This window comes from Actinomadura viridis, assembly GCF_015751755.1.
GTDB lineage: Bacteria > Actinomycetota > Actinomycetes > Streptosporangiales > Streptosporangiaceae > Spirillospora > Spirillospora viridis.
The window spans coordinates 7565533-7587715 of the sequence record NZ_JADOUA010000001.1 but is presented as its reverse complement, the minus strand read 5'-3'; the positions used below and the strand labels follow the sequence as shown (position 1 = coordinate 7587715).

Genomic DNA, 22183 nt, shown 5'->3' with positions numbered 1-22183 from the left:
GGCGTGGGAGCCAAAACCGGGCTGCTGGTATATGCCGACGGCGATATCAACGAGGCCCTTCGTGGGGCGCCCGCGCCGGACCCGGAACAGACGGCGGCCCTGATCGAGCGGCTTTATCCCGGCTGGGCGATCCGAGAGGACGAACCGTCATCTCTTGGCGGCGGTTGTTACCCGAGCTACGGGACGACCTATGCCACCGGCTTTCCGGGAATCGACATCATCTGCGATCAGCGGGTGATGCTCGACCACCCGTCGCGGCTCCCGGCCCATCTGGTCGAGGCGAGCGCCGGACGCAGGCTGGTCCTGCATGCGATGCACAGCGTCGTCGACTGGCTGGCCTTCGCCGTATGGGAGAACGGGCAGCTGATCCGTTCGCTCAGCCTGTCCCCTGGGAGCGGGGTCATGGAGAACATCGGCGACCCGTTTCCTTTCGAGGCGGCCTACTGGGCCGGGGAGCATCCGGTCCCGCACGATCCCGCCTGGTCGGACGAGCCTTACGCGCTGCCGTTCCACCCCCTGGAGCTTGGTGAGGACGCGTTGCGCGCGCTGTTCGGCTTCGTCCTGGAGGGCATGCCCGAGCCGGACGACGTCGATCCGTACGATGTCGGGCTCCTCGGGTTTCAACTCACCGACCCGGATGATCCGGACGAGGTGGCCGAGCATGACGCCGCCATCAAGGAGGCCGCCAGAGCCCTGGGGCCGCCACGACGCTTCACTTTCGGTCCCGGTGGGTCGCTGCTCGAGATCGACGGTCCCTGATTTCCACCGGCAGGGTGTTTGCCACTGTCCATGAGCGAGAGGTCAGCGGGGCGGCCCTGCCCGCACATCGACAGGATGCGGCGGGCCACGCCTACGCTGCCCGGACGGGACTGGGCTCCGGCCGGTTCCACGACAGCCGGGACATCTCCCTTTCTACTGTCGAGGCCCTTCGCGTCGACCACGCACGGGATCACACCGAGTTCGTCCGCCGCCTCCCCAGGCGCACTGTTGCTTGACGGCTGACGCGGAAGGCCAACGCAGTACCGAAGACCTCCGTCGCCCGGCCCGGTCGCCCCCTGACCGTCCGGGCTCGTACCAGCGTGGTCAGGCGCCCGTGTGCCTGGAGCGGGCCTCGTTGATCTCCGCCTCGTGGTTCACGGCCCAGTCGGCCAGGGCCGACAGCGGTTCGAGCAGCGTGCGGCCAAGTGGGGTCAGGCTGTACTCGACGCTGGGCGGCACCGTCGGGTGCACCTCGCGTCGCACCAGCCCGTCCGCCTCCAGACCTCGCAGGGTCCGGGTGAGCATGCGCTGGCTGATGCCGTCGATGGTCCGGTGCAGCTCGTTGTAGCGGTGCGGGCGGCCTCCGAGCAGGATCACCAGCAGCATGCTCCACTTGTCGCCCAGCCGCCGGAACACGTCCCCTACGGGGCACGCGGCCAGCTCCTCGCGAGGCACCGGGCGAGGCAGGTCGTGAGCCAGCACCGAAGGAACACCGGTGTGCGTACCGGACATGAAAATGCCTTCTTTCGTCCTCCGACAGGGCGCCCCAGAATCAGGCGTGCCGCTCACGACACTAAGGAGTCATAACGTGCCGGACCAACCGTCCAAGACCGTCATCATCAGCGGCGGGACCAGCGGCATGGGCCGCGCGGTCGCCCTGGAGCGGCTGGCCAGGGGCGACCATGTCACCGTGATCGGCAGCAACGAGGCGAGGGGGCGTGCCCTGATCGACCGCGCCGCCGATCCGAACCTGCGGTTCCTGCGCGCGGACCTGTCCTCGATCGCCGAGGTCGAACGGGTCGTCACCGACATCTCCGAGCGGCATCAGGCCGTCGACGCGCTGGCGTTGTTCGCCAACCGGGTCAGTCCCCAACGCCAGGAGACCCCGGACGGGCTGGAGTTCACGTTCGCCCTCTACTACCTGAGCCGCTACCTGCTCGGCCACCGGCTACGCCCACTGCTCGACGCCGCCCCCGATCCTGTGATCATCAATGTGGCCGGGGTCGGCACCACCTCGGGACAGATCTTCTGGGACGATCCGCAGATGACGCGCCGGTACGGTCAGGTCCGCGCCCAACTCCAGGCCGGCCGGGCGAACGACCTGCTCGGTGTCGCGTTCGCCGGCCAGGCGGAGAGCAAGGTCCGTTACGTTCTCTACCACCCGGGATTCACCCGCAGCGGAGCCGACGCACACCCGAGCCCGCTCGTCCGGAACACGATCAAGCTGCTCGCGAGGTTCTTCGCCCGTCCCGTCGCCGACGCGGTCCGGCCGATCGTCGAATGGATCGACCGACCACCCGGAGGCGCGCTTTCCGCGACCGATCGAGGCAAGCCCGTCGACCTTTCCCTGAAAACTCTTAATCCCGACGATGCCGCTCGTCTCGCCGCCTACACACAGGACCTGTTGCGCAGCCGGGGCTACTAGATCGTGTCAGCGCAGGTCGGCTGCGTCGGTGTTCGTCTGGCCGGTGTGAGCGATGATTCCGGTCTGCCGCGCGAGTCAGATCCTTGACGGTTCCGCGTTTTGGGGAAGGGGTTTCCATGTCCGAGCTCATCGCCGATCTGTTCGTCAGCGTCGATGGACATGCCAGGGGTGAACGCTCTCCGGGTTACTTCGGATTCGGCGGGCCCGGCCTCGACCGCTGGGTTCAGGCTCAGAGCGAGCGACCGCAACGGCACATCATGGGCCGGAAAACGTACGCGGCCCTGGCGGGGCTGCCGGAAGAACTTCGCGACGAGGGCTGGCACGGCATGGCGGCAACGCCCACCACGGTCTTCTCCCGGACCCTCCAGGACGCTTCCTGGCCGTACACGACGATCAGCGACGACCTCGTCGGCACCGTGCGCAGGCTGAAGGCCGAGGACTCCGCCCTGCGCACCATCGGCAGTCTCTCGGTGGTACGTCAGCTGCTCCACGCGGGACTCGTCGACCGCCTCAGGCTGATGGTCTTCCCGCTGATCATCGGAGCGACCGGGCAGGAGCCGGCGTTCGCCCGGTTGCCCGATGTGGCCCTCGACCTGGTGGGGCAGTCGGTGATCGACGGACGCATCGTGGTCTTGGAGTACCGCCCGTCCGGCGAGCCACCGTACGCCGGCTAGGCTCTGTTTCAAAGTCCCGGCCCACGGCGCTCGCCTGGCGGCTCGCGCCTGACCGGGCCTGTGCGAGCGCGGCATCGCTTCGCGATCTGCCAGGTGAGGCTCGCCTCCGGCATCGCCCCACCTGGCAGCCAACGCGCTCGCGCTGTGGCTGAGGCTACTTCGAGACACGCCCTAGCTGCGGGTGGTGCCGACGAGGATCTGTTCGCGGAGGATGTCCGCATGGCCGCAGTGCTGGGCCAGTTCGCGCAGCATGTGGAGGTAGACCCAGCGCAGCGGCAGCGGGCCCCGGCGGTTGCCCAGCACGAGGTCGTCCAACGCCAGCTCCGCCGTGGCCTGGCGGGACGCCGCGCACGCCTCTCGATGGGCCCGCCGGACGGACTCGATCGTGTCGCCCTCGTGGAGATCGAACGACTCGTCCGGCGTGTCGGGGATGCCGATCTCCCTGCGGGACCGGCACGTGACCGCCTCGTCGAACCAGACCCTCTCGACGAACGTGGCGTGCTTGACCAGCCCCAGGAGGGTGGTCTTGGACGTGACCGGCGAAAGGCGCGCCTGCTCCTCGGTCAGCCCGGCCAGGCAGTCGTACATGACGGAGCGGTGCTCGTCGAGGAACACCTCGAACTGCTCGCGGAGCGCTGCGTTCCAGACGGCGGGTTCCATCGACGGGGGGAAGGTCATGGTCACAACGATAGGCCGCCCCGCCCTCCGGTGGCGACGCGGGACGCAGGTCAGCGGGCGGACGGGTCTCCAAGCGCCGATCCACGTGGTTCCGGTGGCCGGGCTCAGCCGGTGGGCGGCCGGTGCGGGTACAGGTCGCGCAGGACGCCGAGTTCGGCGGCGTGGTGGGTGAACTCGTCCAGCACGTGCAGCACGGTGTCGAGGACGGGGTGGCCGGCGTAGCCGAAGAAGGCCGGGCCGGACGGATCCCACCAGCGTTCGCCGGTGATCGCGCCGAGCGGTTCGCGCCAGTGGACGCGGTAGGCGGTCTCCAGGAACTCCAGCCCGCCCGCCGCCGTACCGGAGAACTCCACGTCGTCCAGGGTGATGTTGCGCCCGTGGAACAGGCGCGTGCCGAAGTCGGTGAACATCAGCCCGACGTGGCCGATCCGCCAGGCGATGGTGGGGATCGGGACGGGGTCGGGCGCGGGACCTCCGCCGCCCTCGCCGTCGATCTGCCACCGTCCGCCGGAGTCGGGACGGAGCGTCCACCCGTCCGGAGCGGGTTCCCACAGGTACTCGTCGTCGGTGAGGCCGTCAAGGCGGCTGCGGGTGCGCTGCCAGACCTCGTCGAAGGTCCGCGCTATCGAATCCCTGAGGCGGGGCAACGGCCAGTCCTCTCTGCGGAAATGGGGGTCGGTGCCGGATGGTGGCCCCGCGGTCGTGGTGCTCGTCGAAGCCCGGTGCCGGGGCGCTGGGGTGCCGCGCCTGCTTCGATCCGGCGACGCGGCAGGCGCGGCGGCCGGTCACCCGCACGCCGGAAGAGATCGCTCATGCATGAATTGTCCTAGCGTCGGCCGGACCCGTCCGAGGAAACCGGAAGGCCGGATCGGGTCACTCCGTCCCAGGTGGCGGGTCGGGCGGGCTCGGCCGGGTCTTTCGCAGGACGAGCAGGCCGCCGACTCCGGGGACGAGGGCGCGCCATCGGGCGGCGGGGGCGGCCGGGGCCAGCCAGGCGGCGGCGATGACGGCGAGGTAGGACGTGCCGTGGACCGGGCCGCCGAGCGAGGTGATCACCTCCGCGTGGACGGTGGCCAGGTTGACCAGCAGGATCGCCAGGGAGACGGCCTCCACGGCGGCTGCGATCCGCAGCGTGCGCATGCCGTTCACGCTCCCGTGGTCGAGCCGGGCCGGACGATCATCAGGACGACGACGACCGCCCAGAGCACGTTGAACGTCCCGGTGAGCATGGCCAGCCGGGCCGCCGCCGGACCGGCCGTCCCGCCGGTCCCCGGGCCGGTCAGCAGGCGCCGCTGGCCGGGCAGGATGGCCCCCACGAGCAGGGCGGCGGCGACGGCCGTGAGGACGATCGAGGTGATCAGCCAGACGTCGGTCAGGACGCCGAGCGCGGCACCCGTGGCGAAGCCGAAGGCAGGGACGGCGCCGCCCACGACCGCGTAGCCGCGGCAGGTCCGGTGCAGGAACGCGGCGATGCCGGCGGCGTTCCCGGGCCGGTCGCCCTCGGCCGCCGCCTCCTTGGCGAAGCGGGGGAACAGCGAGGCGGCGACGGTGATCGGGCCGATCGCCAGGATCGCCGCGAGGACGTGCAACGACAGCAGGACCTTGGTCACGGTGCGTCCCTTCGTGGGTAGGCTGCCAATGGATTGGCTACCAATACATAGCACGCCGTTCCGCCGTTTAGGTAGGCTGCCTACCCATGAGAGGGGACGCGGTACGGGGGCACCTGGACGCGCTGCTGCTGGCCGTCCTGGAGTCGGGCCCGCTGCACGGCTACGCGATCATCACCGCGGTCCAGGAGCGCAGCGGAGGGGCGCTGGAGCTGCGCAAGGGCACGATCTACCCGGCGCTCAACCGGCTGGAGCGGCTCGGGCTGCTGCGCGGCGACTGGGAGTCGGTCGGCGAACGGCGCCGCCGCCGCTACGAGCTCACCGACGCCGGGCGGCGGTCCCTGGCCAGGGAACGGACCGAGTGGGACGAGTTCATCACCGCGATCGGGTCGGTCCTGAACCCCGGTCCCCTTTCCGGACGGGCCACATGACGGCGCCCGGCCGCGCGGATCTCATCGACGGCCACGTCGCGGCCCTGGCGGCGGCCCTCGGCGGTCCTGAACGGCTGAAGGCGCGGCTGCTGGAGGACCTGCGCGACGGCCTCACCGACACGGCGGCGGCCCTGGTCGACGAGGGGGTGCCCGAGGACCGGGCCGCGTCCCGGGCGGTGCGCGAGTTCGGCACCGTCGAGGAGATCGCACCGAGCTTCCAGCGGGAGCTCACCATCGCCCAGGCCCGGCGCACCGCGCGCACCGTCGCGGTCGGCGTCCCGTTCCTGATCGTCTGCTGGCAGGTGCTGGGGGCCGCCGGCCAGCGCCTCCCTCCCGCCGCTCAGCTCCTGGCCGCCCATGTCGGCGGTGTCGCGGCCATCGCCGCACTGCTCGCGGCGGCGTCGCTGGCCGCCACCGGCACCCTCGGCCGCCGGATGCCGACCCCGCGCCGGCTGCCGCACGTGGTCGCCTGGACCGGCACCACCGCCGGCGTGGCCCTCGGGATCGGCGCGCTCACGCTCACCGTCGCGGCGCTGCTGGCGTCGAACTGGGCGCTGGGCGCTCTCATCGGCGCGCTCACCATCGTCTCGCACGCCAGGGTCGCGGCCTCGGCCCGTGCCTGCCGCCAGTGCGCCCGCCTTCCGGTCAGCGGCCCCGCGCCGGCCCGTTCGTACGGCTGACGCGCCGCGGCCCCCGGCACCGTGAGAGGGCCCGGAACCGCGTACGGTTCCGGGCCCGTGGCCGGTGAGGCGGGACGGGTGCGGCCGGACGGGAGCGGGAGCGGTGGGGCCGCGGGGTTCGGATCAGGGAACGGTGTCGCAGTACGGCTCGGGAGTGCCGGAGACCGTCATGCAGACCTCGTCCTTGCTGACGAGGGGGGTGAAGGGGCGCCACGTGCCACGGAGGTAGGTGGGCCCGCTCTCGTAGGTGACGCTTCCCGGGACGATGGCGCCGTTGACGGTGAACGAGAGGCTGAGCCCGGTCGGTGGCGGCTGGAAGCGGAACTGGTAGTGGTAATTCCCCGGGCTGCCCGCGATGCCCGCGCATACCGGCGCCTCGGGCAGGCAGACGACCGCGGGAGCCGTGGCGGGGGTACGGGCCGAGGCCGCGGCCGGGATCATCGGGATCGACGCCGTGACCAGCGCGATCGTCAGCATGCATAACCTGCGCGTCATACGGTGTGCTCCTTGTCCGTCGTCTCCGGACCGCGCGCGGCCGTACGGAGTTCTGGCGGTCGGCATACGAGCGAGCGTAAGTCGATGGCGAAGGGGCGACAAGGCGCGTCGACGGCCGCCCGAGGTCAGCCGACGCGGCGGTCGCGGCCCGCGAGGGCGCCGGCGGCGAGCTGGACGAGCATGAGCGCCGCCAGGAGCGCCAGCGGGGCGCGCCAGCCGCCGCTGCGCTCGTACAGCGTCCCGACCAGGATCGGGGCGGGGATCGCCAGGAGGTACCCGGTGCTCTGCGTGAAGGCGGACAGGCCGGTCACGGTCGCGCCGTTCCGGGCCCGCATCCCGATCATCGTCAGGGCCAGCGGGAACGAGCAGTTGGCGACGCCGAGCAGCACGGCCCACAGCCAGGGCGCGGCGGCCGGCGCGGCCCACAGGCCGGCGTAGCCGGCGAGGCCGGCCAGGCCGAGCGCGACCGCGATCCCGCTCTGGCTCGGCAGCCGCCCGGCGACCGCGGACAGCGCGAACGAGAGCGGGATCCCCAGCAGCGAGGTGACGGCGAACAGCAGCCCGGCGGTCCCGGCGGGCAGCCCGGCGTCGCGGAACAGCTGCGGCAGCCAGCCGATGATGACGTACGCGGCGCCGGCCTGGAGGCCGAAGTAGGCGGCGAGGGCCCAGGCGGTGGGGTCGCGGGCGACGCGTACGGCCGGCGGGGCGCCGCCCGGCGGGCTGGCGGCGGAGCCCGCGCGGGCGAGTGCGAGCCAGGCGGGCAGGGCGGCGGCGGCGAGTACCGCCCAGGCGCCCAGCCCGGCCCGCCACTCGCCGCCGAACGTCTGGGCCAGCGGCACCGTCGCGGCGGCGGCGGACGAGGCGCCGATGTTGAGTGCCATGGAGTACAGGCCGGTCATCGTGCCGACCCGGCCGGGGAAGCGCTGCTTCACCACCACCGGCAGCAGGACGTTGGCGACCGCGATCCCGGCGAGGGCCAGGGTGCTGAGCAGGACGAACAGGGCGGTGCCCGGGGCGAGGGCCCGGAGGGCGAGGCCGAGGGCGATCAGCGCCGTGCCCGCCGCGATGACGGCGTCCGGTCCGTACCGGCGGGCGAGGCGGGCCGCGGTGAGGCCGACCAGGGCGAAGCACACCGCCGGTACGGAGGTCAGGAGCCCGGCGACGGTGGCGCTCATGCCGAGGCCGGCGCGGGTCTCCTGCAGTACGGGCCCGAGGCTGGTGACGGCGGGCCGGAGGTTGAGCGCGGCCAGCAGCAGGGCGGCGATCGCCAGGGCGCGTACGGCGGGCGCCGCGACCGGCGAGGGGCCATCTGGACATTCCGCCCTTTTCTGCAACATGGGCCGATCATAGAATCATGGGATGAATCTTCAGCCGGTTCCCCGGCGGTCCGTGCTGGCCGACGAGGTGATCGCGCGCCTGCGGCGGCAGATCACCTCGGGCGCCTGGCCGGTGGGGTCGCGCATCCCGACCGAGGCGGAGCTCGTCGAGCGGCTCGGGGTCGCCCGCAACACCGTGCGGGAGGCCGTCCGGGCGCTCGCCCACAACGGGCTGCTGGACATCCGCCAGGGATCGGGCACCTACGTGGTGGCGACCAGCGAGCTGGCCGGCGTGATGCGGCGGCGCTTCGCCGGGGCGGAGCCGCGGGACGTCACCGAGGTGCGCGGCGCCCTGGAGGTCACCGCGGCGGGACTGGCCGCCGGGCGGCGCACGGAGGAGGACCTGCGGCGCCTGGAGTCCCTGCTGGAACGGCGCGAGGCCGCCTGGGCCTCCGGTGACCGCGACGCCTTCGTGGACGCCGACGCCACCTTCCACCTGGCGGTGGTGGCCGCGTCTCACAACGAGGTCCTGGCCGGGCTGTACGCGGACCTCGGGCAGGTGATCAGGGCCTCGCTGCACGACCACTTCAGCCCGGACCTGGCCGCCGCGGAGTACATGGACCACGCCCGGCTGCTCGGCGCGATCCGCGTCCGGGACGCGGAGCGGGCGGCCGGTGAGGCGGCGTCCCACACGGGTACGTGCCGCTTCGTCCGGCCGCCGGGAGCCTGAGGCGGGCGGGCCCGCCGATGGGAGCCGGGCGGGCCCGGGTCCGTTCAGCGGGTCGCGTCGAGGAGGAGCCGCGCGGCCTCGCGGGCCTGCCGGGCCGGGGCCGGCGAGCCCGAGATCGCGGCGGTGGTGATCGCCCCCTCGGCGAGGATCGCCAGCTGCCCGGCGAGGCTCTCGGACCCTCCCGCGCCCGCCACGAGCTCGGCGATGAAGGCGTGGAAGGACTCCTTGTGGCCGCGGACGATCCGGGCGACGCCCTCCGCGGTGCTGCCGAGCTCGCCATAGGCGTTGATGAAGGCGCACCCGCGGAAGTCCGGCTCGCCGAACCACTCGTGCAGCCAGTCGAAGACGGCCAGGACCCGCTCGCGGGGGTCCTCTCGCTCACGGACGAAGGCGCTCACGCTCTCGCGGATGGCGGCGTCGCGGCGGCGCAGGGTCTCTTCCACGAGATGCCCCTTGGAGGGGAACAGCTGGTAGAGCCGCTTGAGCGACACGCCTGAGCCGGCCCGGACCTCGTCCATGCCCACGGCCTGCACGCCCTTGGCGTAGAAGAGCCGGCCCGCCGTGTCCAGGAGCCGGCCCTCGGCCGTCGTGGCGTCCATGGTTCCCTCCCCTTGCGCCGAGAACGATCGTTCTCTAGTGTAGGCGACGTTCCGGAGGAGAACGATCGTTCTCCTCGTGATGAGGGGGAAGCATGTCCGTTTTCGACATCAGGCACAGGACCGCGGTCATCGACGGCCTGGAGGTCTTCTACCGGGAGGCCGGCGACCCGTCCCGGCCCACGCTGGTGCTGCTCCACGGGTTCCCCACCAGCTCGGCCATGTTCCGCGGGCTCATGGCCGAGCTGGCGGACGCCCATCACCTGGTGGCCCCGGACCACATCGGCTTCGGCCGGTCCGCGGCGCCGCCGGTCACCGCGTTCGCGTACGGGTTCGACCGGCTCACCGAGATCACGCTGGGCCTGCTCGACCATCTGGGCCTGGACTCGTTCGCCCTGTACGTCCACGACTACGGGGCGCCGATCGGGCTGCGGATCGCCGCCCGCCACCCGGAGCGGGTGACCGCCCTGATCACGCAGAGCGGCAACGCCTACGAGGAGGGCTTCACCCCGTTCTGGGACGTGCTGTTCGCCCATGCCAAGGACCGCGCCGCCAACGAGCCCGCCGTGCGCGGGCTGCTGGAGGTCGAGGCCACGCGGTGGCAGTACGTCCACGGCGTCCCGGCCGACCGCCTGGACCGCGTCGCGCCCGACTCCTGGCTGCTCGACCAGGCCGGGCTGGACCGGCCGGGCAACAAGGAGATCCAGCTCCAGCTGTTCTGGGACTACCAGTTCAACCTGGCGCGCTACCCGGAGTTCCAGCGGTACCTCCGCGAGCACCGCCCGCCGACGCTCATCACCTGGGGCGCGAACGACGAGATCTTCGGCCCCGAGGGCGCCAGGGCCTACCTGCGGGACCTCCCCGAGGCCGAGCTCCACCTGCTCGACACCGGCCACTTCGCCCTGGAGACGCACGGCGCGGAGATCGCGGCGCTCGTCCGCGACTTCCTGAAGCGGGTGCCGTAGCCCTTGAGAACGCGCATGACGGCGGCCGTCACCGCGGGCGGCGTGGCACTGGCCGCCGCGCTGCTGCTGGTGATCGTCCAGCGGTTGAGCGGCCTGGACGTCTTCGCCCTGCCGTTCGTCGCCTCCGCCGCCGTGGTCGCCATGGCCCCGGTCGCGCCGCTGGCGCAGCCGGCCGCCATCGTGATCGGCTACGGGGCGTCCGGGCTCGTCGCGGTCGGGGTCACCGCGGCGGCGGGGCCGGCGGACCACACCGCCCTGCTGGCGGCCGGGGCGTCCATCCCGGTGATGCTGCTGCTCAAGGCCCCGCACGCGCCCGCGGTCGCGGCGGCCGCCCTGATCGGGCGGGAGGCGCCGGGCCCCGCCTACCTGGTGACCGCCGTCCTGCCCGCCGTCCTGGCGGTGACCCTGGTCGCCCTGGCCGCCGGACGTCTCGTGCCCGGCTACCGGTATCCGGCCCGTCCCCTGCGATGGCGCCGGTCCGTACCGGCCGACCGGGAATGAGCCGGAACGCCCGTCCGCGGCGCCACCGGAAGGTGGCGCCGCGGAAAGGCCCGGGGACGGCGGGAGTGACGGGGATCAGCGGCGGGCGAAGCGGCGGGCCAGGAACGCGGTCATGACGAGGAGCACCCCGGCGAACCCCAGCACGGCGTCGCGCGGCGGGACCGTCTGCACCGCCAGTCCCAGGGCCAGGACGGGCAGGGACAGTCCCAGGTAGGCGGCGAGGAAGAGCCCGGTGAGGGTCTCTCCGCGCCGTTCGGGGACGGCCAGCGCCACCACCGTCGTGACGCTGCCCTTGAACGTGAGGCCGGCGGCCACGCCGGAGACGGCACCGCCGATGAGGAACAGCGGGAGGCCGGACGTCCAGACCGCGACGGCCAGCAGGGACATGCCGGCGGCGAGCAGCGGCAGCCCCGCCAGCAGCTGGGTACGGGCGCTCAGCCGGGAGAGCAGGATCTGCGCCAGGGCCGCCGAGCCGAAGACCACGAACGTGGCGGCGCCCGCGACGGCGGGGGACGTCACGTGCAGGCCCCGCAGGACGACCGGGGTCAGCGAGGTGAACAGCCCGAAGACCGAGAAGGCGGTCGCGGCCGCGACGGCCGCCGTGAAGAAGGCGGGACGGGCCTCGTCCGGGACGCTGACCCGCTGGGGGCGGTAGCGCGGCCGGATCTCGGGGCGGGTCACGGTCTCGGGGGCCAGGAACACCGCGAGGGCGCCCAGCGCGAGCAGGCCCAGGAAGACCAGGTACGGGGTGTGCAGCGGCGCCCCGGTGTGCTCGGCGAACACGCCGGAGACCAGGGTCCCGAGGCCGAGGCCGCCGAGGTTGGCCCCGGTCGCCACGGCGGCGGCGCGGGCGCCGGAGGAGCCGGGACGGGCGCGGCGGCCGAGTTCGTCCAGGTGGGCGGTCGCGGTCGCGGTGAGCAGCCCCACGCTCAGCCCCGACAGCAGCCGGGCGGCGAGCAGCGCCGGGAGCGCGGCCCACTGGGAGAAGACCAGCGCCGAGCCGATGCTCAGCACCAGGGCGGGCACCAGCACCGTCCTGCGGCCGAACCAGTCCGACAGGTGACCCGCCAGGAAGAGCGCGGCGACGACGCCGATCGCGTAGGTGACGAAGACGACCGTGACGACGAACGGCCCGAAGCCGTCCGCGCGCTGGTAGAGCGGGTAGAGCGGGGTGGGCAGCGTGGAGAACGCCATCGTCAGGGTGAAGACCGTGGCGATCAGCCAGAAGCCCACGTGGTGGTGGAAGGGCGTACGGGTCCGTGCTCGGGCGGGCAGGGCCGTCCTCACGGTGGCCAGGGTCATCTCCGACCTCTTCTCCGGTGCTTCGTTCTCGGGCGTGACAACACGTCCCCGGCCCCGGAACCTTCCGCATCGGCTGCGATGATGAACGAAGACTGTTATCTCGGCTGGAGATGGGCTGCGGGGCGGGCATGGAGTTGCGGCAGATGGAGGTCGCCGTCGCGGTGGCCGAGGCGGGCGGGTTCACGGCCGCGGCGCGGCGGCTGAACGTGGTCCAGTCCGCGGTGTCGAGCACGGTGCGCTCGCTGGAACGGGAGCTGGGGACCCGGCTCTTCGAGCGCACCACGCACCGGGTGTCGCTGACCCCGGCCGGCGCGGCCTTCGTACCGGCGGCGCGCGCGGCGCTGCGGGCGGCCGAGGACGCGCGGGCGGTGGTCGACAGCGCTCAGGGGCGGCTGCGGGGCCGGGTCACGGTCGGCATCATGCAGGGCGTGTGGGCCGGCCTGCACCGCCCCCTGGCGGCGCTGCGCGCCGAGCATCCGGGCCTGGTGGTCCGGCTGCGGCAGGCGGCGATGGTCGACATCCGCCAGGAGCTGCGGGACGGGACGGTCGACCTGGCCGTGGTCGCCCTCGAAGGCCCGGAACGGCGCGGGCTGGTGGCCCGGCCGCTGTCACGCGAGGAGATGGTGCTGGTCTGCGCGCCGGGCCGGGCCCTGCCGGACGGGACGGTGACGCTCGCCGACGTGGCCCGGCTGCCGCTGGTGGAGTTCGCGCCCGGCTGGGCGATCCGCCAGGCCGTGGACCGGTCGTTCCGCGCCGCCGCCGTCGAACGCGAGCCGGTCTTCGAGGTCAACGACATCGTCGCCGCGTCCGAGCTCGTCCGCAACGACCTGGGCGTCTGCGTCATGCCGGAGTCGATCGCCGCCCGGTTCCCCGACCTGAGCGTGCGGCGGTTCGACCGGCACGCGCCGAGCTGGAAGGTCATGGTGGTGCGGCCGCGCGGCGAGGCGTCCCCGGCCGTCGCCGCGCTGCTGCGGCACATCGCCTGACCGGCCCGCGCGCGGGCCGCCGCGATCATGCCCATGCCCAGGTCGCCGGCCTCCCGGCCTGCCTCCGGCATCCGGGCAGGTGGCCGCGCTAGCGTCGGTGCGATGACGAGTGCGGAACTGCTCACCGACGCCTTCGACCGCATCCGGGGCGTGGTCCACCGGGCCGTCGACGGCCTCTCCGCGGACGACCTCGCCCACCGGATCGGCGGCGACGCCAACTCGATCGCCTGGCTGGTGTGGCATCTCACCCGGATCCAGGACGATCACGTGGCCGACGTGGCCGGCGTCCCGCAGGTGTGGACGTCCGGGGGCTGGGTCGAACGCTTCGGCCTGCCCCTCGACCCGGCCGACACGGGGTACGGTCACGACGACGACCAGGTCGCGGCCGTCCGGGTCGGGTCGGGCGAGCTGCTGACCGGCTACCACGACGCCGTGTACCAGCGGACGATCGACTTCGTGGCGCCCCTGGCCGACGGCGATCTCGGCCGCGTCGTGGACCGGGCCTGGGATCCGCCCGTCACGCTGGGCGTCCGCCTGGTCAGCGTCATCTCCGACGACCTCCAGCACGCCGGGCAGGCGAACTTCATCCGCGGCCTTCTCTAGAGCGGGATCGGGGCGGGATCGGGGCGGGATCCGGGGCGGGATCGGGCGTTCCCGGAGTTTCCGATAGCTGGGCTTTCTTGGGGAACGCGATTCCGGATGACACGTGATCGTTGACCGGCCCGTCCGTAACGTGGAGACACCTGACGGGAGGAGACGGCATGCCCGAAAAGACCTCGTACGAACCGGGGTCGCCAACCTGGGTGGAGCTCTACAGCCCGGACGTCGAGACGTCGAAGGCCTTCTACAAGGGCCTGTTCGGCTGGGATTCCTACACGCTCACGATGCCCGGCATGGGCGACTACGAGATGTTCACCGTCGGCGGGGCGACGGGGCCCGAGGTCGCCGGCCTGGCGCCGCTGGCCGACGACTTGGAACGGCCGGGCTGGATCTGCTACTTCCGGGTCACCGACGTCGACACGTCGCTCGACGCCGTCCGGGACGCGGGCGGGCAGGTCTTCTCCGAGGGCACCGACGTCGCCCACATGGGACGGATGGCGCACGTCACCGACACCGAGGGCGCGGCCTTCGGGCTCTGGCAGCCCTACGCCTTCCAGGGTGCCGCGCTGATCGACGAACCCGGCACGATGAGCTGGGTCGGGCTGGTGTGCCGGGACGTCGACGCCGCCGAGCGCTTCTACGGCCGCGTGCTGGGCTGGAAGGAGCCGGCCCGGTTCCAGGGCGTCGTCGGCGACCTCGGGTTCGAGTGGCAGGTCGCGGGCCGGTTCATCACCGGCGTGGTGTTCGCCGGTGAGAACCTCCCGCCGGAGGTCCCCGCGCACTGGCTGCCGACGTTCGCCGTCGCCGACTGCGACGCCACCCTCGGCGCGGGTGTCCGGCTGGGCGGGACGGTCTGGATGGACTCCACCGACACGCCGCAGGGCCGGTTCGCCGTCCTCATCGACCCGTCCGGAGGGATCGTGGCGATCATCCAGCTCGCGGGCTGAGCCGCGCGGTCAGCCGGTGACCGCGCGGAGGACGCCGGGACGGTGGCCGGCCAGGCGCTCCAGGGCCGTGGACGTGGCGTCGTCGGCGGGCAGGTAGACGACGAGGCGCTGGTCCTCGGCCAGGGAGAGCACCTCGTAGTCCAGCAGCAGCCCTCCGGCCGCGGGGTGCTCGATCCGGTGCAGGCCGTTGCGCGGGGGCAGGCCGATCACCCTCTCCATCCTCCGGCCGAACGCGCCTCCCGCGGCGATCGTCAGCTCGTCGGCGAGATGGGCGAAGTGCGGGTCGCCGGGGTGGGACTCGTGCTTGAAGTGGGCGACGTACTCGTCGGCGACCCGCTCCCAGTCGGGGAAGGCGTCCCTGGCACGGGCGTCGGTGAAGACGTGGCGCAGGAGGTTGGGCGACGGCCCGTCCAGGACGCCGAGCGGACGGGCGAGCCGCTCGAAGCCGGTGGTGTGGGCGAGGACGTCGCTCAGCCGGTTGAGGAGGACCGCCGGCGCGGGTTCGAGCCGGTCCAGCACGGCCCGGACGCTGCGGCGCACCGTGTGGGCCGGTGGGGTCATGGGGCAGGCGGAGCCGGCCCCCTCCGCGGTCTTGGCGAGCCGGTGCAGGTGGAAGCGCTCCTCGAGGGGCAGCCGCAGCGCGTCGCCGAGGGCGCCCAGCACCTGGGCGGAGGGGTGGCGGTCCCGGCCCTGCTCCAGGCGGGTCAGGTACTCGACGCTGATCCCGGCGAGCGTGGCCAGCTCGGCCCGGCGCAGCCCGGGGGTGCGCCGCCGGGGGCCGGTGGGCAGCCCCACCTGGGACGGGGCGATGGACTCCCGCCGGCCGCGCAGGAACATGCCCAGCTCGTTATCGCTCACGGTAGGAAGCCTAACCAGCCCGCCGTTCCGGATCGTGGCCCTGCCAGTGCCATCCTCAGCGCGGTCTCCCTCGGCCCGCGGCGGGACGGCAGGGTCGTGGGCATGACCACCGAAACGACCGCGGCCCTGCCGCTCACCGGCGGACGCTGGGAGATCGACCCCTACCACTCCTCCGCCGGCTTCACCATCCGCCATCTCGGGATCTCCAAGGTGCGGGGGGCGTTCACCCGGGTGGACGCCGAGCTGAACGTGGGCGAGACGCTCGAGACCTCCTCCATCACCGCCACCGTCGACATCTCCTCGATCGACACCGGGAACGCCGACCGGGACGCGCACGTCCTGGCGCCGGACATGCTGGACGTCGCGCGCCGGCCGGCGATGACCTTCCGCTCGACCCGGATCACGGGCGAGGGCATGGACTACTCCCTGGAAGGGGAGCTGACCATCGGCGACGTCACCCGTCCGGTGACGCTGGAGGTCGAGTTCGGCGGGATCGAGGAGTCCGTCATCGACCAGCGGCGGCACGCCGGCTTCGAGGCGAGGGGGTCGATCCGCCGCAGCGACTTCGGCCTGGGGTTCGCGCCCGGCATCCTCGGCGACGCCGTCCAGATCGTCCTGGACGTGCAGTTCATGGCACCGGGCTGACCCGTCCCGCCGCCCGGTCAGGAACCGGCCAGCTTCGCCACGACCGGGGCGAACGCCTCGAAATCGGTCTCGTGGTGCAGCACGAAGTAGGACAGGCCGTGCTCGTCGCGCCAGCGGCGCAGCTTGTCCGCCATGTCCTCGACGCTCCCGGCGAGGACCTGGGGGGTGTCCGCCTGCCGCGAGGTGTCGGCCGCGCTCCACGCCACCCCCGGGGACGCCTCGCCGTCGCCGATCCGCAGGACGCTGGTGCCCAGCTCGATGTCGGCGAACCGCGGCCCGGCCGCCTCGCGCAGCAGCCCGATCTTGCGGACGAACGCCTCGGCGCCGCCGTCCGCCGGATCGGGCCCGCTGCCGTCGGGCAGCGTCCGCATCGTGAGGTTCACGATGTCGGCCTCGGCCGCGGCCAGCCGGAGCATGGCCGGGCCGCCGCCGCCGATGAGGATGGGCGGGTGCGGGCGCTGCAACGGCCGGGGCTCCTGCTCCAGCGCGTCGATGCGGTAATGCTCGCCCTCGTACGAGAAGGGGCCCTCCGCCCATGCGCCCTTGAGCACGGCCAGCCCTTCACGCAGCCGGCGCAGGCGCACGCGCGGCTCGTCCAGGACGAGCCCGGCACCGCGGTAGTCCAGGCCCAGCCAGCCGGTGCCGATGCCCAGCTCCAGCCGCCCGTCGGACAGCACGTCCAGCGTCGCGGCCTCCTTCGCCAGCAGCACCGGGTGCCGGAAGTCGTTGGCGGCCACCATCGTGCCCACCCGCAGCCGGGTGGTCGCGTCGGCCGCCGCCATCATCGCGGCGATCGGGCCGAACCGCGGCCCGACGATGTGGTCCGGGACCAGCATCACGTCGAATCCCGCGTCCTCCAGCCTCCGCGCCTTGGCGACCCACTCCCGCCGCGTGGCCGCCAGCCGCGCGACCGCGCCGAACCGGAACGTGCGCATCCTCGTCCTCTCCGCCGTCTGCAGGTGACCTCCTCACCGTCCACCACAAAGACCTCGGAGTCACCCCCCGGCGCCGTATAGCCTGCCGCCATGGGCGAAGAGGCGGTGACGATCCGTCCGGGAACGGCGGCGGACGTGGAGGGCGCGGCCCTGCTCATGCACCTCGCCGACGTCGAGCGGCGCGGCCCGTCGCCGCTGGACGCCGGCCTGCGGGAGCGCACGGTCGCGAGGCTGTCCGATCCGTCCACCTTCTTCTGCGTCGCCGAAACCTCCGGCGTGGAAGGGCCGGTCGCGACGGCGGCCGGGATGAGCGGCCGGCTGGACGGTGGCGCGGGCGCCCCGATCCCCGGCCTGTGCCACATCAGCATGGTCGCCGTACGGCCCGGCCTGTGGGGGCGCGGGCTCGGCGGGCTGGTCGTGGACGCGGTCCTCGCCGAGGCCGTGCGGCGCGGTTACGACCGCGCCCAGCTGTTCACGCAGACCGGCAACCCGCGGGCCCGCGCCCTCTACGAGGGGCGGGGGTTCGCCCTGACCGGGCAGGCCGGCGTGGACGACATGGGCGATGAGATCGTGCACTACCTCCTCCGATTCCCCGCCCCGCCCACGGCGTGACCAGAGAGGGGCGCGGGATGAGCCCGAACCGGCCCGGCGGCCACGCCGTGCCCGGCCTGCCGGACGACGCGTACCGGCACGACGGGCAGCTGACCAAGCGCGAGGTGCGGGCGGTCACGCTGGCGCGGCTCGCGCCCGTACCCGGCGAGCTGCTGTGGGACGTCGGGGCCGGCGCGGGCAGCGTCGCCATCGAGTGGGCGCGGGCCCACCCCGAGTGCCGGGCGATCGCCGTCGAGGACCGGCCCGACCGCGCCGGGCGCATCGCCGCCAACGCCGCCGCCCTCGGCGTCCCGGACCTGCGCGTGGTCACCGGCACGGCCCCCGCGGCGCTGGCCGGCCTGGCCGCCCCGGACGCCGTCTTCATCGGCGGCGGGCTGACCGCGGCCGGCCTGATCGAGACCTGCTGGGAGGCCCTGCGCCCGGGCGGGCGGCTGGTCGCCAACGCGGTCACGGTCGAGGGCGAGCGGGTGCTGTTCGAGGCGTACGGGCGGCTCGGCGGCGAGCTGACCAGGATCGCCGTCGACCGCGCCGCCCCGGTCGGCGGCTTCACCGGCTGGCGCCCCCAGATGCCCGTGACCCAATGGACCGCCACCCGCCCGTCCGCCTGGATAGCATCGTCACCATGAGCGAACTGCTCGTCGACGACCCTCACGAGACGATTCACCTCGGAGATCACACCGCCGTCGTCGTTCCGCTGGACGAGTATCTGCGCCTGCGCGAAGCCCAGGTCGAGGCGGAGCAGCTGGCCGCTCACCGCGACTACCTCGATCGCAAGGCGTCCGGCACGGCCGGGTCCGGCATGACGACGGACGAGGTGCGCCGGCTGCTGGCCCGCGAAGTCAACATCACCCACGTGGCCCGAGTCTGAGAAGGCATCGCAGTGGGACTGACCTGACGGGGGACCGGCCGAAAGTACGGGTGGTGCGGCGGGGACCGCACTTTGGGCCGATGCCCGGGGGCGGCCGGGGATCTCACGATGGGTCCATGGCACACGAGAACACCCCTCCGAGAGGTGGAAGGCCGCGGGCCCCGTTCCTGCGGGGCGGCCTCGCCGCCGTCGCCGGGCTGCTCGCCCTCGCGGCCGGCGCCTCCTCCGCGCTCGCCTCACCCGCGCTCGCCTCGCCCGCGCCCGGCCCGGCGCCCGGCTCCGGCACCGCCCGCCCTCCGGCCGCGTCCGAGGGCACGCCGTACCTGCCCGCGCCGACCGGTCACCTCCCGGTCGGGACGACGTCCCTGCATCTGAAGGACGGCTCCCGCAAGGACCCCTGGGTCCCCGAGGCCGGGACGAGGGAGCTGATGGTCTCCCTCTGGTATCCGGCGAAGTCCCGGGAGGGGCGGCGGGCGCGGTACATGACGCCGAAGGAGTCCGAACTCGTCCTGAAGGGCACGGGCGTGACCGGCGTGGCGCCCGACGTGTTGAGCGGGACGCGCACCAACGCGATCGCCGACGCGGCCCCGGCGGGGCGCCGGGGCCGCCTGCCGCTGGTGGTGCTCTCGCCCGGCTTCACCTGGCCGCGCACCTCGCTGACCGCCCTGGGCGAGGAACTGGCGAGCCGCGGCTACGTGGTGGCCGGCGTGGAGCACACCTACGAGAGCTTCGCCACGACCTTCCCCGACGGGCGGGTCACCACCTGCGCCGCCTGCGAGCTGGACATCGACGACTTCTTCGGGAAGGCGGCGCGGAGCCGGGCCGCCGACGTGTCGTTCGTGCTGGACGAGCTGACCGGTGCGCGGCCGAAGTGGAAGGGCGGCCCCCTGATCGACCCGTCCCGGGTCGGGATGGCGGGCAGCTCCCTGGGCGGCATGAGCGCCCCCGAGACCATGGTGCGGGACCCCCGGGTACTCGCCGGGATCAACATGGACGGCGGCATGTTCGCGCCGATCCCCGCGGGCGGGCTGACGCGGCCGTTCATGTTCATGGGGGAGCCGGCGCACCGCACGGGCGGCGAGGACCCCACGTGGGACCGCGACTGGAAGGCCCTGCACGGGTGGAAGCGCTGGCTGGTGCTGGACGGCGCCGTGCACGCGTCCTTCACCGACTACGACATGCTCGCCCAGCAGATCGGCTTCCCGCTCGGCAGCGAGCTGGCCGGCACCCGCTCGGTGGAGATCACCCGCAGGTACGTCCGCGCCTTCTTCGACCAGCACGTGCGCGGCAGGCCGCAGCCCCTCCTCGAGAGGCCGTCGGCGCGCTTCCCTGAGGTGGAGTTCTGCGCGCCGGAGAAGGGGACCTGCGCGTAGCGCGCACGCCACGCGCCCGGTCCCGCCGTGCGGCGGGGCCGGGCGTCAGCGTGGCCGGGCGCGTCAGCGTGGCCGGACGTCAGCGTGGCCGGGCGCGTCAGCGTGGCCGGGCGACGCCGTTCTCCCAGGCCCAGGCGGCGATCTGGCCCCGGTTGCGCACCCCGAGCTTGGCCTGGATGCCCGACAGGTGGCTCTTGACCGTGCTCAGCGAGATGAACAGCTCGGCGGCGATCTCCTGGTTGGTGCGGCCCCGGGCGACGGCCCGGACGACCTCGGTCTCCCGTTCCGACAGCGGGCGGGCGGGCGCGCGGGCCGGGGGCGGCGCCGCGGCCGTCAGGTGGCGCAGCAGCCGTACGGTGACCGACGGCGAGACCAGGACGTCCCCGGCGTGCGCGGCCCGGACGGCCTCGGTGAGCAGGGCGGGCCCGGCGTCCTTCAGCACGAAGCCGGCCGCCCCGCCGCGCAGCGCGCCGTACACGTACTCGTCGAGGTCGAAGGTGGTCACCACGATCACCCGGAGGGGGTCGGGGACGCCGGGACCGGCCAGGGCGCGGGTGACCTCGACGCCGTCCAGGCGGGGCATCCGGATGTCCACCAGGCACACGTCCGGGCGCAGCCGCCGGGCGAGGGCGATCGCCTCGGCGCCGTCCGCGGCCTCCGCGACCACGGTGATGTCGGGCTGGTCCTCCAGGATGAGCCGCAGGCCCTTCCGCACCATCGCCTGGTCGTCGGCCAGCAGGACGCTGATGGTCATCGCGTCTCCCGGAGGGGCAGCAGGGCGCGCACGGCCCAGCCCTGCCCGGGCCGGGGGCCGGCGCTCAGCGTGCCGCCGAGGGCCTCGACCCGTTCGCGCATCCCGATCAGCCCGTACCCGCCGCGGTGGTGGCGGGACGGGGCGGGCGGGGCGTCGTCGGCGACCTCGACGGTGACGGCCCGCCCGTCCTGCGTGACGGACACGTCGACGGTACGGGCCTGCGCGGCGTGGCGGGCGACGTTGGTCAGCGACTCCTGGACGACCCGGTGGACGGTGCTGGTCACCTCGGGCGGCCACTCCGACTCGTCCCCGGGCAGGTCCAGCCGTACCGCGGGACCGTGCCCGTGGAAGCGTCCGACCAGTTCGGTGAGGGTCCCGGGGCCGGACGAGGCGGGCGCGGCGTCGTCGGCGTCGCGCAGCAGCCCCACCACGCGGCGCATCGCGGCCAGCGCGTCGGACCCGGCGGTCTCGATCTCGGCCAGGGAGGCGTCCAGCCGGTCCGGGTCACGGCGGGCGGCGAGCCGGGCGCCCTGGGTCGCGACCACGATGCCGGTGACGTGGTGGGCGACGACGTCGTGCAGTTCCCGGGCCAGTTCCAGGCGTTCGTCCCGGCGGACCCGCTCGGCCATGGCGCGGCGGCGGGCGTCCATCAGCCGCAGGCCGAGCCCGGCGGCGAGGGCGGCGAGCCAGGCCGCGCTGCTCAGTTCGGCGGCGGCCCCGGAGGAGGACGGGTGCACGGCGAGCCGGCTCGCCACGGCCACCGCGAACCCGCCGGCCGCGACGGCGGCGGCCGGCCGGGGTGGCAGCGTCCGGACCGCCGAGGCCACGAGCACCGCCAGGGCCAGGGCCATGGCGGGGCCGGGCTCTCCGGGCAGGTGGGCGAACCGGGCCGCCAGGACGGCGGCCAGGGCGACCACCTGGGCCGCGGCCGCCGCCAGGACCCGGTGCCGGCGGCGGACGAGCGCGAGGGCGCACACCACCGCCCCCGCGGCGCAGCCGAACCACCAGTAGCCGCCGCCCCAGGTCTCGGCGATCCAGATCGCCGGGACGATGAGCGCCGCGGCGAACACCGCGCCGAGCCCGGCGTCGACCGCGATCGTTCCCCGCCATGCCGCGTGATCCCGCGTCTTCACAGGTCGAGGCTACGGAATCCGGCGCGCGCACCGAACCGGCCGAAAGTACGATCGCGCGGGCGCGAACCGTGCTTTGGAGCGATGCCCGTCCCC

At 73.7% G+C, this 22183-nt stretch carries 28 protein-coding genes and 1 pseudogene; 16 read left to right on the top strand and 13 right to left on the bottom strand.

Annotated features, from left to right (window positions below; genetic code table 11):
• The first annotated feature begins 3 nt into the window (after positions 1 to 3).
• On the top strand, positions 4 to 759 hold the full coding sequence (locus IW256_RS34480) for a DUF6928 family protein (RefSeq protein WP_197014917.1): 756 nt from the start codon (positions 4 to 6) through the stop codon (positions 757 to 759).
• A gap of 324 nt (positions 760 to 1083) precedes the next feature.
• Here IW256_RS34480 and IW256_RS34475 read toward each other — a convergent pair whose 3' ends face one another.
• Positions 1084 to 1491: a winged helix-turn-helix transcriptional regulator gene (locus IW256_RS34475; RefSeq protein WP_197014916.1), complete on the bottom strand. Its 408-nt coding sequence runs from the start codon at positions 1489 to 1491 to the stop codon at positions 1084 to 1086.
• Between the two features lie 76 nt (positions 1492 to 1567).
• On the opposite strand from IW256_RS34475, the gene IW256_RS34470 reads away from it, so the two are divergent.
• Both IW256_RS34470 and IW256_RS34465 read left to right on the top strand, forming a co-directional pair.
• Positions 1568 to 2404 carry an SDR family NAD(P)-dependent oxidoreductase gene (locus IW256_RS34470; protein ID WP_307829287.1) on the top strand — a complete coding sequence of 279 codons (837 nt, stop codon included), beginning with the start codon at positions 1568 to 1570 and terminating at the stop codon, positions 2402 to 2404.
• Between the two features lie 116 nt (positions 2405 to 2520).
• Entirely contained in the window at positions 2521 to 3078 is a 558-nt protein-coding gene (locus tag IW256_RS34465) for a dihydrofolate reductase family protein (RefSeq protein WP_197014915.1), read from the top strand.
• A 171-nt stretch (positions 3079 to 3249) separates the two neighbouring features.
• On the opposite strand, the gene IW256_RS34460 is transcribed toward IW256_RS34465, so the two are convergent.
• From IW256_RS34460 to IW256_RS34445, 4 genes are all read right to left on the bottom strand, one after another.
• Positions 3250 to 3756, bottom strand: a complete 507-nt coding sequence (locus IW256_RS34460) for a DinB family protein (RefSeq protein ID WP_231404050.1) — start codon at positions 3754 to 3756, stop codon at positions 3250 to 3252.
• Positions 3757 to 3860: 104 nt separating this feature from the next.
• Positions 3861 to 4403: a DinB family protein gene (locus IW256_RS34455; protein WP_197014914.1), complete on the bottom strand. Its 543-nt coding sequence runs from the start codon at positions 4401 to 4403 to the stop codon at positions 3861 to 3863.
• A gap of 226 nt (positions 4404 to 4629) precedes the next feature.
• Positions 4630 to 4896 (bottom strand): DUF3817 domain-containing protein, encoded by a 267-nt coding sequence (locus IW256_RS34450; RefSeq protein ID WP_197014913.1) that lies wholly within the window; start codon positions 4894 to 4896, stop codon positions 4630 to 4632.
• Between the two features lie 5 nt (positions 4897 to 4901).
• Entirely contained in the window at positions 4902 to 5366 is a 465-nt protein-coding gene (locus tag IW256_RS34445) for a hypothetical protein (RefSeq protein ID WP_197014912.1), read from the bottom strand.
• 86 nt (positions 5367 to 5452) lie between these two features.
• Between IW256_RS34445 and IW256_RS34440 the strand changes: the two genes are divergently transcribed.
• On the top strand, positions 5453 to 5794 hold the full coding sequence (locus IW256_RS34440; protein ID WP_197014911.1) for a PadR family transcriptional regulator: 342 nt from the start codon (positions 5453 to 5455) through the stop codon (positions 5792 to 5794).
• Positions 5791 to 6474: a permease prefix domain 1-containing protein gene (locus tag IW256_RS34435; RefSeq protein ID WP_197014910.1), complete on the top strand. Its 684-nt coding sequence runs from the start codon at positions 5791 to 5793 to the stop codon at positions 6472 to 6474. The genes IW256_RS34440 and IW256_RS34435 overlap by 4 nt, the downstream gene beginning before the upstream one ends.
• Before the next feature lie 123 nt (positions 6475 to 6597).
• Here IW256_RS34435 and IW256_RS34430 read toward each other — a convergent pair whose 3' ends face one another.
• Positions 6598 to 6969: a hypothetical protein gene (locus IW256_RS34430; protein ID WP_197014909.1), complete on the bottom strand. Its 372-nt coding sequence runs from the start codon at positions 6967 to 6969 to the stop codon at positions 6598 to 6600.
• Positions 6970 to 7094: 125 nt separating this feature from the next.
• Complete coding sequence (locus IW256_RS34425; protein ID WP_197014908.1) at positions 7095 to 8306, bottom strand: MFS transporter; 1212 nt, start codon at positions 8304 to 8306, stop codon at positions 7095 to 7097.
• A gap of 22 nt (positions 8307 to 8328) precedes the next feature.
• Here IW256_RS34425 and IW256_RS34420 point away from each other — a divergent pair, with 22 nt between their 5' ends.
• Entirely contained in the window at positions 8329 to 9015 is a 687-nt protein-coding gene (locus tag IW256_RS34420; RefSeq protein WP_197014907.1) for a FadR/GntR family transcriptional regulator, read from the top strand.
• A gap of 44 nt (positions 9016 to 9059) precedes the next feature.
• Here IW256_RS34420 and IW256_RS34415 read toward each other — a convergent pair whose 3' ends face one another.
• The gene (locus tag IW256_RS34415) at positions 9060 to 9614 is read right to left on the bottom strand and encodes a TetR/AcrR family transcriptional regulator (RefSeq protein ID WP_197014906.1); all 555 of its coding nucleotides are present in this window, start codon (positions 9612 to 9614) and stop codon (positions 9060 to 9062) included.
• Between the two features lie 92 nt (positions 9615 to 9706).
• On the opposite strand from IW256_RS34415, the gene IW256_RS34410 reads away from it, so the two are divergent.
• Together IW256_RS34410 and IW256_RS34405 are read left to right on the top strand one after the other, a co-directional pair.
• Positions 9707 to 10576 (top strand): alpha/beta fold hydrolase, encoded by an 870-nt coding sequence (locus IW256_RS34410; protein ID WP_197014905.1) that lies wholly within the window; start codon positions 9707 to 9709, stop codon positions 10574 to 10576.
• A 15-nt stretch (positions 10577 to 10591) separates the two neighbouring features.
• Positions 10592 to 11077 (top strand): HPP family protein, encoded by a 486-nt coding sequence (locus IW256_RS34405; protein WP_197014904.1) that lies wholly within the window; start codon positions 10592 to 10594, stop codon positions 11075 to 11077.
• 75 nt (positions 11078 to 11152) lie between these two features.
• On the opposite strand, the gene IW256_RS34400 is transcribed toward IW256_RS34405, so the two are convergent.
• On the bottom strand, positions 11153 to 12379 hold the full coding sequence (locus IW256_RS34400) for an MFS transporter (RefSeq protein ID WP_197014903.1): 1227 nt from the start codon (positions 12377 to 12379) through the stop codon (positions 11153 to 11155).
• 128 nt (positions 12380 to 12507) lie between these two features.
• Between IW256_RS34400 and IW256_RS34395 the strand changes: the two genes are divergently transcribed.
• From IW256_RS34395 to IW256_RS34385, 3 genes are all read left to right on the top strand, one after another.
• Positions 12508 to 13365 carry a LysR family transcriptional regulator gene (locus IW256_RS34395; protein ID WP_197014902.1) on the top strand — a complete coding sequence of 286 codons (858 nt, stop codon included), beginning with the start codon at positions 12508 to 12510 and terminating at the stop codon, positions 13363 to 13365.
• 102 nt (positions 13366 to 13467) lie between these two features.
• Positions 13468 to 13968 (top strand): mycothiol transferase, encoded by a 501-nt coding sequence (locus tag IW256_RS34390; RefSeq protein WP_197014901.1) that lies wholly within the window; start codon positions 13468 to 13470, stop codon positions 13966 to 13968.
• 158 nt (positions 13969 to 14126) lie between these two features.
• On the top strand, positions 14127 to 14912 hold the full coding sequence (locus IW256_RS34385; RefSeq protein WP_197014900.1) for a VOC family protein: 786 nt from the start codon (positions 14127 to 14129) through the stop codon (positions 14910 to 14912).
• 9 nt (positions 14913 to 14921) lie between these two features.
• Here IW256_RS34385 and IW256_RS34380 read toward each other — a convergent pair whose 3' ends face one another.
• Positions 14922 to 15770: a helix-turn-helix domain-containing protein gene (locus IW256_RS34380; protein WP_197014899.1), complete on the bottom strand. Its 849-nt coding sequence runs from the start codon at positions 15768 to 15770 to the stop codon at positions 14922 to 14924.
• 102 nt (positions 15771 to 15872) lie between these two features.
• Here IW256_RS34380 and IW256_RS34375 point away from each other — a divergent pair, with 102 nt between their 5' ends.
• Positions 15873 to 16415: a YceI family protein gene (locus tag IW256_RS34375; RefSeq protein WP_197014898.1), complete on the top strand. Its 543-nt coding sequence runs from the start codon at positions 15873 to 15875 to the stop codon at positions 16413 to 16415.
• Positions 16416 to 16432: 17 nt separating this feature from the next.
• Here the strand turns inward: IW256_RS34375 and IW256_RS34370 are convergent, their stop codons facing one another.
• On the bottom strand, positions 16433 to 17350 hold the full coding sequence (locus tag IW256_RS34370; RefSeq protein ID WP_197014897.1) for a TIGR03621 family F420-dependent LLM class oxidoreductase: 918 nt from the start codon (positions 17348 to 17350) through the stop codon (positions 16433 to 16435).
• A gap of 90 nt (positions 17351 to 17440) precedes the next feature.
• Between IW256_RS34370 and IW256_RS34365 the strand changes: the two genes are divergently transcribed.
• The 4 genes and pseudogenes from IW256_RS34365 (at position 17441) to IW256_RS34350 (ending at position 20203) form a co-directional block, all read left to right on the top strand.
• Positions 17441 to 17962: a GNAT family N-acetyltransferase gene (locus IW256_RS34365; protein WP_197014896.1), complete on the top strand. Its 522-nt coding sequence runs from the start codon at positions 17441 to 17443 to the stop codon at positions 17960 to 17962.
• Between the two features lie 47 nt (positions 17963 to 18009).
• Positions 18010 to 18588, top strand: a pseudogene (cbiT, locus tag IW256_RS34360) (precorrin-6Y C5,15-methyltransferase (decarboxylating) subunit CbiT); the annotation flags it as partial.
• A complete protein-coding gene (locus tag IW256_RS34355; RefSeq protein WP_197014894.1) occupies positions 18585 to 18830 on the top strand; it encodes a hypothetical protein in 246 nt (81 codons plus the stop codon). The pseudogene cbiT and the gene IW256_RS34355, both read left to right, overlap by 4 nt.
• A 116-nt stretch (positions 18831 to 18946) precedes the next feature.
• A complete protein-coding gene (locus IW256_RS34350; protein WP_197014893.1) occupies positions 18947 to 20203 on the top strand; it encodes an alpha/beta hydrolase family protein in 1257 nt (418 codons plus the stop codon).
• Positions 20204 to 20300: 97 nt separating this feature from the next.
• On the opposite strand, the gene IW256_RS34345 is transcribed toward IW256_RS34350, so the two are convergent.
• Positions 20301 to 20957, bottom strand: coding sequence for a response regulator (locus IW256_RS34345; protein ID WP_197014892.1), 657 nt, complete (start codon positions 20955 to 20957; stop codon positions 20301 to 20303).
• Positions 20954 to 22090, bottom strand: coding sequence for a sensor histidine kinase (locus tag IW256_RS42935; protein ID WP_307829286.1), 1137 nt, complete (start codon positions 22088 to 22090; stop codon positions 20954 to 20956). Before IW256_RS42935 ends, IW256_RS34345 begins: the two co-directional genes overlap by 4 nt.
• Positions 22091 to 22183 lie beyond the last annotated feature (93 nt).